Source organism: Pelagibacterium sp. 26DY04, assembly GCF_031202305.1.
Lineage (GTDB): Bacteria > Pseudomonadota > Alphaproteobacteria > Rhizobiales > Devosiaceae > Pelagibacterium.
Window position 1 is genome coordinate 842,171 of sequence record NZ_CP101731.1, and the last position, 15,262, is coordinate 857,432.

Annotated in this window: 15 protein-coding genes; 10 read left to right on the forward strand and 5 right to left on the reverse strand. The window is 62.8% G+C overall.

Annotation, left to right across the window (positions count from 1 at the left end; genetic code table 11):
- The first annotated feature begins 11 nt into the window (after window positions 1-11).
- Entirely contained in the window at window positions 12-935 is a 924-nt protein-coding gene (locus tag NO932_RS03945; RefSeq protein WP_309209774.1) for an aminoglycoside phosphotransferase family protein, read from the forward strand.
- 2 nt (window positions 936-937) lie between these two features.
- On the opposite strand, the gene glpK is transcribed toward NO932_RS03945, so the two are convergent.
- A complete protein-coding gene (glpK, locus tag NO932_RS03950; protein WP_309210978.1) occupies window positions 938-2,428 on the reverse strand; it encodes a glycerol kinase GlpK in 1,491 nt (496 codons plus the stop codon).
- 130 nt (window positions 2,429-2,558) lie between these two features.
- Here glpK and NO932_RS03955 point away from each other — a divergent pair, with 130 nt between their 5' ends.
- Window positions 2,559-3,494 (forward strand): AEC family transporter, encoded by a 936-nt coding sequence (locus NO932_RS03955; protein ID WP_309209776.1) that lies wholly within the window; start codon window positions 2,559-2,561, stop codon window positions 3,492-3,494.
- A gap of 92 nt (window positions 3,495-3,586) precedes the next feature.
- Entirely contained in the window at window positions 3,587-3,772 is a 186-nt protein-coding gene (locus NO932_RS03960) for a YegP family protein (RefSeq protein WP_309162448.1), read from the forward strand.
- Between the two features lie 6 nt (window positions 3,773-3,778).
- Here the strand turns inward: NO932_RS03960 and NO932_RS03965 are convergent, their stop codons facing one another.
- Window positions 3,779-4,132 carry a cupin domain-containing protein gene (locus NO932_RS03965; protein WP_309209778.1) on the reverse strand — a complete coding sequence of 118 codons (354 nt, stop codon included), beginning with the start codon at window positions 4,130-4,132 and terminating at the stop codon, window positions 3,779-3,781.
- 323 nt (window positions 4,133-4,455) lie between these two features.
- On the opposite strand from NO932_RS03965, the gene NO932_RS03970 reads away from it, so the two are divergent.
- The gene (locus tag NO932_RS03970; protein WP_309209780.1) at window positions 4,456-6,108 is read left to right on the forward strand and encodes an alpha glucosidase; all 1,653 of its coding nucleotides are present in this window, start codon (window positions 4,456-4,458) and stop codon (window positions 6,106-6,108) included.
- 4 nt (window positions 6,109-6,112) lie between these two features.
- Here NO932_RS03970 and NO932_RS03975 read toward each other — a convergent pair whose 3' ends face one another.
- On the reverse strand, window positions 6,113-7,162 hold the full coding sequence (locus tag NO932_RS03975) for an AbrB family transcriptional regulator (protein ID WP_309209782.1): 1,050 nt from the start codon (window positions 7,160-7,162) through the stop codon (window positions 6,113-6,115).
- 8 nt (window positions 7,163-7,170) lie between these two features.
- Window positions 7,171-8,337, reverse strand: a complete 1,167-nt coding sequence (locus NO932_RS03980) for a M20 aminoacylase family protein (protein ID WP_309209784.1) — start codon at window positions 8,335-8,337, stop codon at window positions 7,171-7,173.
- A gap of 122 nt (window positions 8,338-8,459) precedes the next feature.
- Between NO932_RS03980 and NO932_RS03985 the strand changes: the two genes are divergently transcribed.
- From NO932_RS03985 to NO932_RS04005, 5 genes are all read left to right on the forward strand, one after another.
- Window positions 8,460-9,074, forward strand: coding sequence for a class I SAM-dependent methyltransferase (locus NO932_RS03985; RefSeq protein WP_309209785.1), 615 nt, complete (start codon window positions 8,460-8,462; stop codon window positions 9,072-9,074).
- 101 nt (window positions 9,075-9,175) lie between these two features.
- Window positions 9,176-9,628 (forward strand): DoxX family protein, encoded by a 453-nt coding sequence (locus tag NO932_RS03990; protein WP_309209787.1) that lies wholly within the window; start codon window positions 9,176-9,178, stop codon window positions 9,626-9,628.
- Window positions 9,629-9,744: 116 nt separating this feature from the next.
- Window positions 9,745-10,929, forward strand: a complete 1,185-nt coding sequence (locus tag NO932_RS03995; protein WP_309209789.1) for an amino acid aminotransferase — start codon at window positions 9,745-9,747, stop codon at window positions 10,927-10,929.
- A gap of 82 nt (window positions 10,930-11,011) precedes the next feature.
- Window positions 11,012-11,668, forward strand: coding sequence for a fructose-6-phosphate aldolase (fsa, locus tag NO932_RS04000; protein ID WP_309162436.1), 657 nt, complete (start codon window positions 11,012-11,014; stop codon window positions 11,666-11,668).
- 8 nt (window positions 11,669-11,676) lie between these two features.
- On the forward strand, window positions 11,677-12,750 hold the full coding sequence (locus NO932_RS04005) for an Mrp/NBP35 family ATP-binding protein (RefSeq protein ID WP_309209790.1): 1,074 nt from the start codon (window positions 11,677-11,679) through the stop codon (window positions 12,748-12,750).
- 9 nt (window positions 12,751-12,759) lie between these two features.
- On the opposite strand, the gene NO932_RS04010 is transcribed toward NO932_RS04005, so the two are convergent.
- A complete protein-coding gene (locus NO932_RS04010) occupies window positions 12,760-13,770 on the reverse strand; it encodes an Ldh family oxidoreductase (protein ID WP_309209792.1) in 1,011 nt (336 codons plus the stop codon).
- Window positions 13,771-13,896: 126 nt separating this feature from the next.
- Here NO932_RS04010 and NO932_RS04015 point away from each other — a divergent pair, with 126 nt between their 5' ends.
- On the forward strand, window positions 13,897-15,228 hold the full coding sequence (locus tag NO932_RS04015; RefSeq protein ID WP_309209794.1) for a GH1 family beta-glucosidase: 1,332 nt from the start codon (window positions 13,897-13,899) through the stop codon (window positions 15,226-15,228).
- Window positions 15,229-15,262: the final 34 nt, after the last annotated feature.

Consider the following 15,262-nt stretch of genomic DNA (forward strand, 5'->3'; position numbering starts at 1 on the left):
ACGCCCGAAATTTGCTAGAAAGCAAAGGTATCGAACAGATACTGATTCTCTTTCGGCGCGCGCCGACACGCTTTCGACAGGGGGTTCCGATCGGTACCGCACCGCACGACACCGTCCTCAACAAGGCCGCCATTCGCTGGAGCCTTTCCAAACTCACCCTTGTGGGGGAGTCCGCCGAAGCATGGACCTATAAGGTTCAGCGTGACGACAACTCTCCCGCCGCCCTGCGTATTTACAAGGGCGAAACCGGCGATCCCGTCCGGGCGGGCGATCTGCTCGAATGGTATCGCGGCGACGGTGCGATAAGGCATCTGGGCACGTCGGAGAACGCCATCCTCACCGAATGGGCCGAAGGCAAGATGCTCTCGGAACCCGCGCTCGATGGCAAGGATGCCCAGGCGACCAGCGCGCTGGCCAATCTGATCGGCATGCTGCACGTCAATCGGCCGGACTTGCCGGAGAACCTGGTGCCGCTGCGCGAATACCTCTCCGACTTCTTTGCCGCCGATGTGCGCGTCTGGCCAGATACGGCCCGCGATCTTTACGCCCGCTCGGTGGGTATCGCTTATGCAACCCTGGATAAGCCCGCCGCCGAAATCCCTCTGCACGGGGAAGTGCATCACGACCGCGTCGTCCTGGCCGAACGCGGCTGGATCGCGCGCACCCCACTCGGGCTGTTGGGCGACCCTGCCTATGATCTTGCGGCGAGCTTCCTGCATCCCTGGGGCAAGGTGGAATTGGCGGCCGATCCGGTCCGCATCAATGCCATGGCCGACGCCTTTGCCGCCAAGCTCGGCTACAAGCGCAAGCGCATTCTCGCTTTCGCCGCGATCTACGCCGCCAACTCGGCCTGCAAGGCGCTGGCGGTCGGCGGTTCGATCAATTGGCATCTGGCCGTGCTGCCTAACCTTCTGGCGGTTTACGACCTGGCCTAGCGTTATCTTGTAAGCGTTCGGCTCACCGCATCGCGCCAGCCGGCCAGCTTCGCGGCGCGGATCGATTCGTCCATTTCGGGCACAAATTGGCGCTCCAGCGCCCAGCGCCGCGCGAATTCTTCCTGCCCCGGCCACAAGCCCACGGCCTGTCCGGCGAGCCAGGCCGCTCCGAGCACGGTTGTTTCCAGCATCTGCGGCCGATCGACCGGCGCATCGAGGATGTCGGAGAGGAACTGCATTGTGTAATCCGAGGCGACCATGCCGCCATCGACCCGCAAAACCGTTTGCGTGCCGCGTCCGTCCCAATCCTTGTACATCGCTTCGAGCAGATCTGCCGTCTGGTAGCAAACCGCTTCCAGTGCAGCGCGGGCGAATTCTTCTGGCCCCGTATTGCGCGTCAGCCCGAACATCGCCCCGCGCGCCTCCGCGTCCCAATAGGGCGCCCCGAGGCCTACGAAAGCGGGTACGAGATAGACGTTCTGGTTGGGATCGGCATCGATGGCCAACCGCCCGGAATCCGAGGCCTTGCCGATGATCTTGAGTCCATCGCGCAGCCATTGCACGGCGGCGCCGGCAACAAAGATCGAGCCTTCCAGCGCGTAGACCGTCTTGCCGCCGATGCAATAGGCGATGGTCGAGAGCAGCCGGTTCTGCGAGCGCACCAGCGTTTCCCCGGTGTTGAGCACGGCAAAGCAGCCGGTGCCATAGGTCGATTTGATCATGCCCGGCGAAAAGCAGGCCTGTCCGATCACCGCCGCATGCTGGTCGCCGGCCACGCCGCGAATGGGGATGGCCGCGCCCAGAACGGCTGCGTCAGTCTCACCGAAATCGCCGTCACAATCGATCACCTCAGGCAAGATCGCCTCGGGAACGCCCAGCAGATCCAGCAACTCGGGGTCCCACGCACCCTTTTCGATATCGAACAACAGCGTGCGGCTGGCATTGGTGGCATCGGTCGCGTGCACCTTGCCGCCAGTCAGCCGCCAGACGAGATAGGTGTCAACCGTTCCGAAGGCGAGTTCTCCCGCCTCGGCCCGCTGGCGCGCGCCCTCCATGGTGTCGAGCAGCCATTTGACCTTTGTTCCCGCGAAATAGGGGTCGAGCAGCAGCCCCGTCTTGCGGGCGACGAGATCCTCGGCGCCTTGGGCCTTGAGCTGGTTGCAGATATCGGCCGTGCGCCGATCCTGCCAGACGATGGCGTTGTGGATCGGCTTGCCGGTCTGCCGGTCCCAGACCAGGGTGGTCTCGCGCTGATTGGTGATACCGATCGCCGCGATGTCATCGGCGCCAAGTCCTGCACCCCTGAGCGCCCGCCGCATCGACCACACGACCGTTTCCCAGATGTCTTCGGGGTCGTGTTCCACCCAACCACTTTTGGGGAAATGCTGCCTGAATTCCTTCTGACCCTGACCCACCACGCTCATGTTCTTGTCGAACACCATGGCCCGGCTTGATGTCGTGCCTTGGTCGATCGCCAGAATGTGGCTGCGCATGGCCATCCCTTCCTCTTTCCCGTTCCGCCAGAACCTGCCGGAAAGCCGTCCGCCCGTAAAGATTGACGCGCGGGACGCAATCGGTATCTGTTAGCCCAACCCGCCCGCCTTGCGTCAAAGCCCCGCCCGCATGCTTTCCGTTCTCAACGTCATCGCCCCCGTCTTCATCCTGATCGGGCTTGGCTTTTTCGCCGTCCGGCTAAAGCTCTATCCACAGTCGGGCGTGGCTGGGCTGATCGCCTATGTGAACAATTTCGCCACGCCGTGCCTGTTGTTCCGCGCCATGATCGATGTGGACTTCGGAGCGGCGTTCAATCTGGCGATCATCGGTCCTTATTATGCCGGCGCCGTATCGGTGCTCGCGCTCGGGGCGATCTTTGCTGCTCGCCTCTTCAAGCGCCGGCCGGGCGAAGCGGTCGCGGTGGGCTTTTCGGCCATGTTCACCAATACTGTTCTGGTGGGCATCCCCGTCATGCAGCGCGCTTATGGCGACGAGGCCATGCCCATCGTCTATTCCATCATCGGCCTGCACGCGCCGATCCTGATGACGCTGGGCATGTTTGTCATGGAACTGGTCCGGCGCGATGGCGGCAAGGTGACCACCGCGCTTTGGCAGGGCTTGCGGAAGGCGTTCTCCAACCCGATCCTAATCGGCATCGCCTTGGGCCTTGCTGCCAATGCGGCGGGTCTGGAGCTTGGCGGGCTCGCCGATGAAGTGACGCTGCTTCTGGCCGGGACGGTGATGCCGGTGGCGCTGTTCGGCCTGGGCGGGGCGCTCAATGAATACCGGTTGGGCGAGACCTGGACGCAGGCCTTGATGACCAGCGGCATGCAGTTGATCGTCCATCCCGCGATTGCCTGGCTGCTTATGGTGCCGGTCCTTGGCGTCGATCCGCACATTGCGCGCTATGGCGTGTTGCTGGCCGCCATGCCTGCAGGCATCAACGTCTATATCTTTGCCACCTATTACAACCGCGCCACCGACGTCGCCGCCAACACGATCCTGCTTTCGACATTGCTTTCGCTCTTTACCATCACCGGTTGGCTTCTGCTTCTAGGGGCCTGAGGTTCGAAACGAAGGCGGCCCGCTCCCTGTTGCCCAGCGGCGCGATTTGCGCAATTGTTCCCTTGTTTTGATCACCTACGAGGGCTTTCCCAATGTACAAATTCGAAGTCTATAAAGATAAGGCCGGTGAGTTCCGCTTCCGTTTCCGGGCGTCCAATGGCGAAGCGATGTTCTCGTCGGAAGGCTACAAGGCCAAGGCTTCAGCGATCAGCGCCATCGAATCGATTCGCAAGAACGTGCCTGAGGCTGGGCTCGAGGATCAGACCACCACGGCCTAAGCCCGTTCAAGCGTCGTCCGGATCGAGGAAGGTCTGGATGATGCGTTCGGAGTCGTGCACGCACATCATCTTGAGCACGTCTTCTCCAATATTTTCGAACCCGTGCGGCGTCTCGGGTTCGACGATCATGATATCGCCAGGCCTCGCCTCGACCACGTCCTCGCCGGCAAAGAACCGCACGGTTCCCTCCTGCACGATCCATGTTTCCGTATAGGGATGGACGTGCAGTCCCACTCGCTTGCCCGGATCGGAAACGACCGCGAAGAAGGAAATCGCCGCGCCATAGGGCGCGCCTTCGAACTTGATGGTCTTGGGCGCATCCTTGGGGCGGTCGGCGGCGCGCAGCATGTGGTGAGGCATCGATGTTTCCCGACTCCTGATTGTCGTCACGCGATCAAAATAGCACCATCGTCAGGTGTCAACGCGCAATGGCTCCGCCCGTGCCTAACCCAACAGCCAGAGCACGATCAGACGGAGATCACCGCCTTCGACGGTCCGGGGATTGAGAGCATGGCCCTGTTCGTCCATTGCCGCGCCGTCCCGTGGTGAGCCGGCGCCCCTAGCCGGGTTCGCCAATCAAGTTCGGGAACTGGCATGCCGCCATGCAACCGTTCGAACCCCCTCGCATTTGTGTGGGGGCCTGTTAAGGTTTGGCAACTGGACATCGACGAGAGGAACGGCTGATGACTGAATGGTGGCGCGGCGGAGTGATCTATCAGGTGTATCCGCGCTCCTTCCAGGACAGTAACGGCGACGGTGTCGGCGATCTGCGCGGCATTCTGGGACGGCTCGAACACGTCGCCAGTATCGGAGCGGACGCCGTCTGGCTCTCCCCCATCTTTCCCTCCCCCATGGACGATATGGGGTATGACGTATCCAACTATACCGATATCGATCCGCTTTTCGGCTCGCTCGAGGATTTCGATGCCCTGATCGAGAAGGCCCATGCCCTCGGTCTCAAGGTCATCATCGATCAGGTCCTCAGCCACACCTCCGACAAGCACCCCTGGTTCATCGAATCCAAGTCCTCCCGCGACAATCCCCGCGCCGATTGGTATGTCTGGGCCGATCCAAACGAGGACGGGACCCCGCCCAACAATTGGCCGTCGGTGTTCGGTGGCCCGGCCTGGGAATGGAATGGCGCCCGCCGGCAGTACTATCTGCACAATTTCCTCATTTCCCAGCCCGATCTCAACTTCCACAACCCCGAAGTCCAGGACGCCATGCTCGCGGCCATGCGCTTCTGGCTCGATCGCGGCGTGGACGGCTTCCGCTTCGATACGGTCAACTATTATTTCCACGACAGCAGGCTACGGAACAATCCGCCGGCGCCACGCGAAAAGGAAACCCCGCTCGAAGTCGACCCTTATGGCATGCAATTGCATAAATTCTCCAAGAACCGCCCGGAGAATATTGGCTTTCTCAAGCGCGTCCGCGCCCTGCTCAATCAATACCCCGGCACCACCACCGTAGGCGAAGTCGGCGAGGCGCACCGGGCCATCGAGATCATGGCCGAATACACCGCCGGTGACGATCTTTTGCACATGTGCTATTCCTTCGAGATGCTCGGGCCGTCGTTCTCCGCCGAGCATTTCCGCTCCCGGGTCAAGAAATTCTTCAAGGGTGCGCCCGATGGCTGGCCGTGCTGGAGCTTTTCCAACCACGACGTCAACCGCCACATGTCGCGCTGGGAATCTCACGCGGTCAATCCCGATACCATGGGGCGCCTGGCGATTGCGCTTTTGAGCTCGCTCAAAGGCTCGATCTGCATCTATCAGGGCGAGGAACTTGGCCTGCCCGAAGCCGAGCTCGAATATTCCGAACTGACCGACCCGCCGGGCCTGCGCTTCTGGCCCGAGAACAAGGGCCGCGACGGCTGCCGCACGCCCATGCCCTGGACAGACGCCCAGTACGGTGGATTTTCCGACGTCAAACCCTGGCTGCCGGTCAAGGGCCCGCATCTCAAGCGCAATGTCGAAGCGCTCGAAGCCGATCCCGGCTCGCTGCTGCATTACTACCGCGCCATCATCCGCTACCGTCGCGACCACCAGGCGCTGGTCGACGGCGACATCAGCTTTTACAAGATCAGCGAGCCGATCCTGGCCCACGCCCGGATCGGGGAAGACGGGGTGATCCTGTGCGTCTTCAACCTCTCGGCGACCCCGCATGCCGTCTCGATCAAGGGATTGCCCGAGGGGCTGGAGCCGGCAGCGATCTCGCGCGGCGCCGTTCGCGAGGAGAATGCGCTGGCCCTCGAGGGCAACGGGTTTGCCTTTATCGAATGCGGCGCCGGGTTCGATCCCGATACTCTCTCGCTCACCTTGGCCAAGGGGTGAGCCTCTATTGCCCGGCGGCTGTCGCCGCTTTGGCTTCGTTGGCCTTGATGAGCATCACTACCAGCGGAATGGCGAAGGTGAGCATCAACAGCCGCGCCACGTGATGGGCGGCGATAAAGGCGGTGTCGTAGCCCAGGGCGATCCCCAGCGAGCCCATCGATTCCAGCCCGCCAGGAGAAAGACCCAGCCAAAGCTGGCCGATCGGCATGGAAACGAAAAAGCTCACGCCGATGGCAAAGAGGGTGGTCACGGCCACCGTGATCGTCGTCGCCACCGTCCCGCCCCAGGCCGCCTGCATGAATTCGGACCGCGTGATGCCGGCAAAACGCGAGCCGATCAGCGCACCCATGCCGATAAAGGTCAGGTCGATGAACAGGGGTGGCAGCGCGCCGGGAAAATTGCCGGTAAGCTTCATCACCGTCGCAAACAGCATGGACCCCAACACATAGGCGGCCGGCACCTTGAACCGGGTGAAGGCCCAGCCAACCAGCGCGCACCCCGCCGCCACCATGGCGAGCGTGGTGAGCACCATGGGTTCGCTCGAAGCGCCCGAATATTGACCCACCGGCAGGAACAGCGCGCCTATCGGGGCAAACAGCGTCAGCACCGCCACGCGCTGCACCTGAATGATGGTGATCTGCCGCGAATTGCCGATCCCGGTGCTCGCCAAGGCCACGATGAAGGAAAGGTGCCCTGGAAACGAGCTCAGATAGGCGGTTCCCGGATCGAACTTGAACAGCCGGCGCAGCACTACGCCGCACAGAACCACGATAACCACCAATTCCGCCGCCAGCGCCCCAAGGGTGATCGGCCACTGACCGATGAGGGTCAGCGTATCGGGCGCAACGCTCGCACCCATGGAAAGGCCGACGCAGATGAACAGCACATCCCGCAGCCGCGTGGGCACGAGGGCGGGCAGTCCGATAAGCGAAGCGATCATCACCGCCAGCGCTCCGCCCATCAGCATTCCTCCCGGAATACCCAACGCCCCGAAGGCATAGGCGCCCAGCGTGGACACGATCAGCGTGAGAATGGTGCGGAGCGCTATCTTCATCTCCGCTCCTATTGCGCCGGCAGCGCCCTCTCGGCCAGCCGCACCCAATAGCTCACCCCCAATGGGATGGCCTCGTCGTTGAAATCATAGGTGTCGGTATGCAGGTCCGAGCTGTCGCCATTGCCGATGAAGATATAGGCCCCCGGCCGGGCATTGAGCATATAGGCAAAGTCCTCGCCGCCCATGGTGGGATCGACATTGGCGACGACCCGCTCCTCGCCCGCCACCTCGCGGGCGATTTCGGCGGCAAAGTCGGTCTGCCGTGGCGCGTTCACGGTCACCGGATATCCCGGCAGCCAGTTGACTGTCGCCTTGGCGCCGAAGGCTTGGGCAAGCTGGGGCGCGAGCCGCTTGATGCCCTCTTCCATCTGTTGGCGCACATCCTCGTCCAGGGTGCGCACGGTGCCGGTGAGGCGTGCGGTGCGCGGAATGACGTTATAGGCCGTTCCCGCGTTGACGGTGGTTACCGAGAGCACGGCCGAGCGGATCGGATCGACATTGCGCGACACCAGCGTCTGCAGCCCGGTAATGAGGTGGGCGGCAACGATCACAGGATCGGTGGCCAGATGCGGCATGGCCGCGTGCCCGCCATGGCCTTCGATGTCGATGGCGAACTGGTCGGTCCCCGCCATGATGCCGCCTTCGCGGATGGCGAATTCGCCCAAGGGGATGCCCGGCATGTTGTGCATGCCGAACACTTCGGTAATTCCGAAACGTTCCATCAGCCCATCCTGGACCATGGCGCGACCGCCCCCGCCACCTTCTTCGGCCGGCTGGAAGATGACGACCACCGTGCCGTCGAAATTGCGCGTTTCGGCCAGATGACGTGCCGCGCCCAACAGCATTGCCGTGTGTCCGTCATGCCCACAGGCATGCATCTTGCCGGTATTGGCCGATGCATAGGGCTTGCCCGTCTGCTCGGTGATGGGCAGCGCGTCCATGTCCGCGCGCAGTCCGATCACCTTGTCCGAACTGCCCTTGCCCTTGATGATTCCCACAACGCCCGTGCGCCCCAGCCCGGTCACCACCTCGTCGACGCCGAACTCCCGGAGCTTGCTTTCGACGAAGGCTGCGGTGTCGTGAACGTCGTAGAGGATTTCGGGATTGGCATGGAGCTGCCGGCGCCACGCGGTGATTTCGGCGTGGAATTCGGCAACGCGGTTGAGAACGGGCATGAAGGAACCAGAAAGGAGAAAACGGTAAGGCCAGTGTCTGCGCCCCGGCCAGGTCCGTCAACGCCTCTTGTGCGTCGCGATGCCGGGGGCTATGCCCCGGACATATCCCCTCGGATCGAGCAATGCCAGACCCCGGACGTCAAAACGAAAAACTCGTGATCGACTTTATCGGCGGCGCCGTGGGCTTTCGCTTCCGCGCCGGCGAAGGCAGGGGGCAGCCGCTCGCCCGCGCTGTGGGTTTCAAGGGCAGCGTCGTCCCCAGCATCGTCGATGCAACCGCCGGCATGGGGCGCGATGCGTTCTTCCTCGCCTCGCTGGGCGCCTCGGTGACATTGATCGAGCGCAGCTCCGAGGTCCATGCCGCACTCGCCGAGGCTATGGTTAGGGCCGCAGCCCATAGCGAAGACCTCGCCGTGATCACCGGGCGCATGACCCTCATCCATGGCGATTCCCGCCTCTTGCTGCCCGAACTCGCACCGGAAGTGGTTCTGGTCGATCCAATGCACCCCGAGCGCACAAAATCGGCCCTGGTCAAAAAGCAGATGCGCGATCTGCGCGATATCGTAGGCGCCGACCCCGATGCACGGGAATTGATGGCGGTGGCCTTGGCCAGCGCCACCCGCCGCGTGGTGCTCAAATGGCCGCTGCGCGCCGCGCCCATCGACGGCCTGCGCAAGCCCAGCCACCAGATCCTGGGGAAGACCACGCGCTATGACGTGTTCGTGACCGGAACATAGCCGGTCCGCGCGCCAGATTGCGGTTTTTTAACTTGAGTTAGTTTCCCGGTTGGCGATCGTGTGCGGTGGGAGGACAACCCCCTCGCAAAAGGACCGCCAGCATGACTGAAACGATTTCCCAGCCCCAGCCCCGCTTCATCGTTCCCGCGCTCGCCAGCATCTATGCGGCTGGTAAGCCCATTTCCGAGACGCTGATGCGCGTCTTTGCCGGCGCGGCGCTCGTCGTCCACGGCTGGCCCAAGATCAACGACCCTATGGGCATGGCCGGAATGGTCGAGGGATTGGGGTTCGTTCCCGGCGTCTTCTGGTCGCCGTTACTGGCCATGACCGAATTCTTCGGCGGCATTCTTCTCATCCTGGGCCTGCTCACGCGCCCGGCCGCCTTCGCCACCATGATCGTTCTTCTCGTCACCGTTTACGCACACTGGATCGCCATGGATCAGGGCTGGGCGGGGGCGGAGCTCTCGATTCTGTGGTCGACGATCCTGTTCTATTTCGTCATGCACGGCGGCAATCGCTTCTCGGTCGATGCCATGATCGGACGCCAGTTCTAATAGGCTCCGCTTTTCGCAAAACCATTCCGCTTGCCGTGTTCCCCCGGCCATTGCATTAGCGCCGGGGGAAACTATAAAGGCCGCGCGCCACTTTCTTCCCAGTTTCGAGAGCGAGAATGTTCGAGACCCTTTCCAAGGCCCCGCAGGACAAGATTTTTGCGCTGATGGCCGAGATTGCCGCCGATGATCGGCCCGGCAAGATCGACCTCGGCATCGGCGTCTATAAGGACGACGAAGGCAACACCCCCATCATGTCCGCCGTGAAAAAAGCCGAGGAACGCATTCTCGCGACCGCCAAGACCAAGACCTATATCGGAGTGGCCGGCAACAAGGGTTTCGCCGCCGCCATGGTCAGGCTCGCGCTGGGCGATACCGTTTCCGCCGACCGCGTGCGGGCCGCCCAGGCTCCGGGCGGCACTGGGGCGCTGTGGGTGTTGCTGATGCTTTTGAAGCGCGCCAACCCCGATGCGACGGTCTGGATCTCCGACCCCTCCTGGCCCAACCACAAGCCCATGGCCGAACAGGCCGGCTTCAAGGTCGCGTCTTACCCCTATTTCGATCCCGAAACTCGCGGCGTCCGCTTTGACGAGATGCTGGCGACGCTGGACAAGCTGGGCAAGAACGACATCGTCCTCCTGCACGGCTGCTGCCACAACCCCACCGGCGCCAACCTCACCCATGAGCAATGGGATCAGGTCGTCGCATCCCTCAAGCGCACCGGCGCCTTCCCGCTGGTCGACATGGCCTATCAGGGCTTCGGCGATGGGCTCGAGGAGGATGCCTACGGCCTGCGCGCCGTCGCCCGCGAGATCGATGAATTCGTCTGCGCCACCTCGTGCTCGAAGAATTTCGGCATCTACCGCGAGCGTGTCGGCTGTTCCATCGTCGTCGCCAGGGATCCTTCATCGGCCGACGTCGCCAATTCGCAGATGCTCAATGTCGTGCGCGGCGCCTATTCCCAGCCGCCCGACCATGGTGCGGAAATCGTGCGCATCATTTTGGAAGACGATGCGCTGCGCGCCGAGTGGAAGGCGGAGTTGGAGGCCATGCGCAACCGCATGATTTCCAACCGTCAGGCGCTGGCCGATGCCATCCGTTCGCGGTCCAATTCGACCGATTTCGATTTCGTGGCCGAGCACCGGGGCATGTTTTCGCTGCTTGGCTTGCCGGTCGAAACCGTCAACCATTTAAAAGCCGAAAATGCTGTCTATATGTTGGATGATAGCCGCATAAACATCGCCGGCCTGGCCGATGAGCGCATCCAGCGCCTGGCCGATGCCATTGTCGGTGCGACACGCTGACAGGCCTGAATCAGTTGCGGCAAAGCCGCTCTGTGCTACACCTTGGGTCCTAGACCAAAGTATGATCCCGAAGGGGGAAACAATGAAGTTCTTCGTCGATACCGCCGACATCAATGAGATCCGCGAGCTGCACGATGCCGGCCTGCTCGACGGCGTCACCACCAACCCTTCGCTGGTCGCCAAGTCGGGCCGTGATTTCAAGGAAGTGGTCAAGGAAATCTGCGACCTGCTGCCCGGCTTGCCGGTCTCGGCCGAAGTCGCTGCCACCGACTATGATGGCATGATGGCCGAGGCCGATGTGCTCTCGAAAATCGCCGACAACGTGGTCATCAAGGTTCCGCTGACCCTGGCTGGCCTCAAGGCCTGCAAGACCTTGTCCGATCGCGGCATCAAGACCAACGTCACCCTGTGCTTTTCGGCCAACCAGGCGCTGCTCGCCGCCAAGGTGGGCGCGACCTACATCTCGCCGTTCCTGGGCCGCCTCGATGACATCAATCTCGATGGCATGCAGCTCATCCAGGATATCCGGGTGATCTACGACAATTACGATTTCTCGACCCAGATCCTGGCTGCTTCCATCCGTTCGGCCAATCACGTTTCCGATGCCGCACTGGCCGGCGCCGATGTGGCGACCATTCCGCCCGCAGTCCTCAAGAAGCTGGCCGATCACCCGCTGACCGATAAGGGTCTGGCCGCCTTCGTCAAGGATTGGCAGTCCACCGGTCAGTCGATCATCTGACACCGGCGTTGGACCAAGACGTAGCGAAAAAAGTCCGCGCGGCGCTGGGCACCATTGAGGTGCCCGGCGGCGCTTCGCTTGCCGAATTCCCTGGCCTTTCCGACATCATCGTCACCAAGAGCGCCATTGCCTTTGCCATTTCGGTGGCGCCGGGCATGGAAAAGGCCTTCGCCCCGGCCCGCACCGCCGCCGAGGAAGCGGCCAAGGCCGTTGCCGATGGCCGCAAGGTCATGGTGTCGCTCACCGGAGACAAGGCCCCGGCCCAGGCCGCCCCGCAAACGCCGGGCAAGCGCCCGGGGCCTCCGCCCAAGACCCCGGTTCCCGGCATCCGGCACATCATTGCCGTGGGCTCGGGCAAGGGCGGCGTCGGTAAATCCACCTGCGCCGTCAACATTGCCCTCGGGCTGGCCCAGCAGGGGCTCAAAGTCGGCATTCTCGATGCCGACCTCTATGGTCCTTCGCTTCCCAAGCTCCTGGGGCTTGAGGGCAAGCCTGCCGTTCGCGATGACGGCATCTTCAAGCCGTTCGAGGTCTTTGGCCTCAAGGCCATGTCCATCGGCCCCATGCTGACCGGCAGCCAGGCCGTCGTCTGGCGCGGCCCCATGGCCACATCGGCCCTGCGCCAGCTCCTGCGGGAGACCGCCTGGGGCGAACTCGACGTACTTGTCGTCGACATGCCGCCGGGCACCGGCGACATCCAGATTTCGCTCGTCCAACAGGTCGAGCTGACCGGCGCGGTGATTGTCTCCACCCCGCAGGACCTCGCCCTGATCGATGCGCAAAAAGCCATCGACATGTTCCGGCGCACCAATGTGCCGGTCCTGGGCATCGTTGAAAACATGAGCTTTTTCATCGCCCCGGACACCGGCAACCGCTACGACATTTTCGGCCATGGTGGCGCCAGGGCGGCAGCCGGCGAACTCGGCATCCCCTTCCTTGGCGAAATCCCGCTGGTGATGGCCATCCGCGAGGGCGCCGACGCCGGCCGCCCCGCCGTAGCAACCAGCCCCGACGGCCCGGAAGCCCAGGCTTTCCTCACTGTCGCGCGCCAGCTTACAGAAACGGTCTCGCCGCGCAGCTAAGTGTGACTTCTACGCTGCGGCCAATGCCTCAAGCGCAGCAAGGTTGTCGTGCGAAATGGGAATGCCGTGCCAGGCGGCCCTTCGCCGATATTCGAGCCGCCGGTCCCCCGGCAGTCTCGAAACCCCTGCCGCTTTCATCCGATCGATCAGTGTCTCGACCCGCAGCCCGAACCGTTCGGCACCACCGCGGGCCGGATCGATCAGCAGGATGAACTGCCCGGTATGGGGTGTCTGCGCACCCTTATGCCCCGACCAGTCGAACTCGAAGGAAAAATGGCCGCCCGTGAGCGCCGCGCTCAGCAACTCGACCATCATCGAAATCGAAGAGCCCTTGTGCCCGCCGAAGGTCAGGAGCGCGCCGCCATCGAGCACCGCCCGCGGATCGGTGGTCGGCTGCCCCTGGGCGTCCACGCCCGAATTGGGCGGCAGGCTCTTGCCGGTCCGGGCTGAAATCTGAACGTCGCCATTGGCCATGGCCGAGGTGGCAAGATCAAAGACCAGCGGCTCGTCCGCTCCCGCGACCGGCGTGGCAAGGGCAATGGGGTTGGTCCCGAACAGAGCGCTCTTGCCATCGAAGGGAACGGTACAGGCAAAGCTGTTGACGGCGCTGAGCGCCAGGATTCCATCTTGCGCGAACGGCTCCACGTCGGGCCAAAGGGCGCTCAGATGGTGGGAATTGCGGATGGCGAGAATGGCAACCCCGTTCGCCCGTGCCTTCTCGATGGCCATGTCGCGCCCCAGCGCCAAGGCGGTCTGGGCAAAACCGTTGTCGGCGTCCACGCGGCAGAAGGCGGGAGCGACATCCTCGAGCACGGGGTTGGCTTTCCCGTTCACCCAGCCTGAACTGAGGGAATCGACATAACCCTTCATGCGGAAGATGCCATGGCTATAGGCGCCGTCTCGCTCGCACATCGCGCAGTTCTCCGCCAGAAGCGCCGCGACGTCCTCGCGCGTGCCATGCCGCAGAAAAATGGCCCGCAAGAGAGCGACGAGTTCTGAATACGTAAGGGTCGAGGTCACGGGGAGCTCCGGCGGGTCCTGTCGGAAGATTTCCTATAGGAAATATCCTCCCGCGTGACAAATTCGCCAAACCCTGCTACCTCTAATGTAACCGATTACAAAAACTTCTTCGGGCGGAGAGCACCCATGTTCAGCCATAAGCGCGCCGATTTCGGCGACGGTTTCCTTTTCGGCACCGCAACCGCTTCCTATCAGATCGAGGGCGGTCAAACCGATGGGCGTGGCCCGTCCATTTGGGACAGCTTTTCGGCCACCCCCGGCAATGTCCACAATGGGGAAACCGGCAAGATCGCCTGCGATCATTACAACCGCTGGCCGGAGGATCTGGACCTGCTGGCCGATGGCGGTTTCGACGCCTACCGCTTCTCTTTCGCCTGGCCGCGCCTCATTCCCGAGGGCGTGGGGCCGGTCAACCAGAAGGGTCTCGATTTCTATGATCGCCTGATCGACGGCATGCTGGAGCGGGGGCTGAAGCCCTTCGCCACCCTCTACCATTGGGATCTGCCCAGCGCCCTGCAGGACAAGGGCGGCTGGCTCAATCGCGACATCGCCAACTGGTTCGCCGATTACGCCACCCTGGTGCACAAGCATTTCGGCGACCGCCTCGAAACCATCGCCACCATCAACGAACCCTGGTGCGTCGCTTTCCTCTCGCATATGCTGGGCGCTCACGCTCCGGGCTACCGCGATATCCGCGCCGCCGCCCGCGCATCCCACCATGTGCTTTTCGCCCATGGCACTGCCATCAACGCGATGCGCGCCCAGGGCGGGAAAAATCTCGGCATCGTGTGCAATTTCGAGATCGCCCAGGCCGCAACCGGCAAGCCCGAGGACATGGGCGCCGCGCGCCTCTGGGATGGCATTTTCAATCGCTGGTATCTCGACGGCCTGTTCAAGGGCAAATATCCGGCCGATGTCGTTTCCCATTTCAATCCGCACATGCCCGACGAATACGCGGACGACATGGACGTCGTTTCCACCCCGATCGACTGGCTGGGCGTCAATTACTATACCCGCGGCCTTTACGAGCACGACCCCGAGCGCGGCGCCTTCCCACTGCGCAAGGTCGATGGCCCACTTGAAAAGACCGATATCGGCTGGGAAATCTTCCCCGAGGGCCTTGAGGAAATCCTGACCCGCATCTCGGCCGACTACACCGATCTGCCGCTCTACGTCACCGAAAACGGCATGGCCGAGGTGGAAGGCACCGACGATCCCCGCCGCGTCGCCTATTACGATGCCCATCTGGGTTCGGTACTGGCGGCCAAAAAGCGCGGCGCCGACGTGCGCGGCTATTTCGGCTGGTCGCTGCTCGACAACTACGAATGGGCCGAAGGCTATAACAAGCGCTTCGGCCTGGTTCACGTCGATTACAAGACCCAGAAGCGCACCCCCAAATCCTCCTACCGCGCCTTCCAGACGCTCCTGACCGGCGCCAACCGTTCGCAGGTGGCGTAGCCGAGGCAGCCGTTGCCTCGGGGCCTTGTGTGGT

Excerpts from the sequence above, each read along its gene's own strand:
- NO932_RS03965 (WP_309209778.1), bottom strand. The coding sequence starts at position 4,132 with ATGCCTCACCACATGCTGCGCGCCGCCGACCGCCCCAAGGATGCGCCC.
- fsa (WP_309162436.1), top strand. The coding sequence starts at position 11,012 with ATGAAGTTCTTCGTCGATACCGCCGACATCAATGAGATCCGCGAGCTG.
- glpK (WP_309210978.1), bottom strand. The coding sequence starts at position 2,428 with ATGCGCAGCCACATTCTGGCGATCGACCAAGGCACGACATCAAGCCGG.
- NO932_RS03955 (WP_309209776.1), top strand. The coding sequence starts at position 2,559 with ATGCTTTCCGTTCTCAACGTCATCGCCCCCGTCTTCATCCTGATCGGG.
- NO932_RS03995 (WP_309209789.1), top strand. The coding sequence starts at position 9,745 with ATGTTCGAGACCCTTTCCAAGGCCCCGCAGGACAAGATTTTTGCGCTG.
- NO932_RS03990 (WP_309209787.1), top strand. The coding sequence starts at position 9,176 with ATGACTGAAACGATTTCCCAGCCCCAGCCCCGCTTCATCGTTCCCGCG.
- NO932_RS04015 (WP_309209794.1), top strand. The coding sequence starts at position 13,897 with ATGTTCAGCCATAAGCGCGCCGATTTCGGCGACGGTTTCCTTTTCGGC.
- NO932_RS03970 (WP_309209780.1), top strand. The coding sequence starts at position 4,456 with ATGACTGAATGGTGGCGCGGCGGAGTGATCTATCAGGTGTATCCGCGC.
- NO932_RS03960 (WP_309162448.1), top strand. The coding sequence starts at position 3,587 with ATGTACAAATTCGAAGTCTATAAAGATAAGGCCGGTGAGTTCCGCTTC.
- NO932_RS03975 (WP_309209782.1), bottom strand. The coding sequence starts at position 7,162 with ATGAAGATAGCGCTCCGCACCATTCTCACGCTGATCGTGTCCACGCTG.
- NO932_RS03980 (WP_309209784.1), bottom strand. The coding sequence starts at position 8,337 with ATGCCCGTTCTCAACCGCGTTGCCGAATTCCACGCCGAAATCACCGCG.
- NO932_RS03985 (WP_309209785.1), top strand. The coding sequence starts at position 8,460 with ATGCCAGACCCCGGACGTCAAAACGAAAAACTCGTGATCGACTTTATC.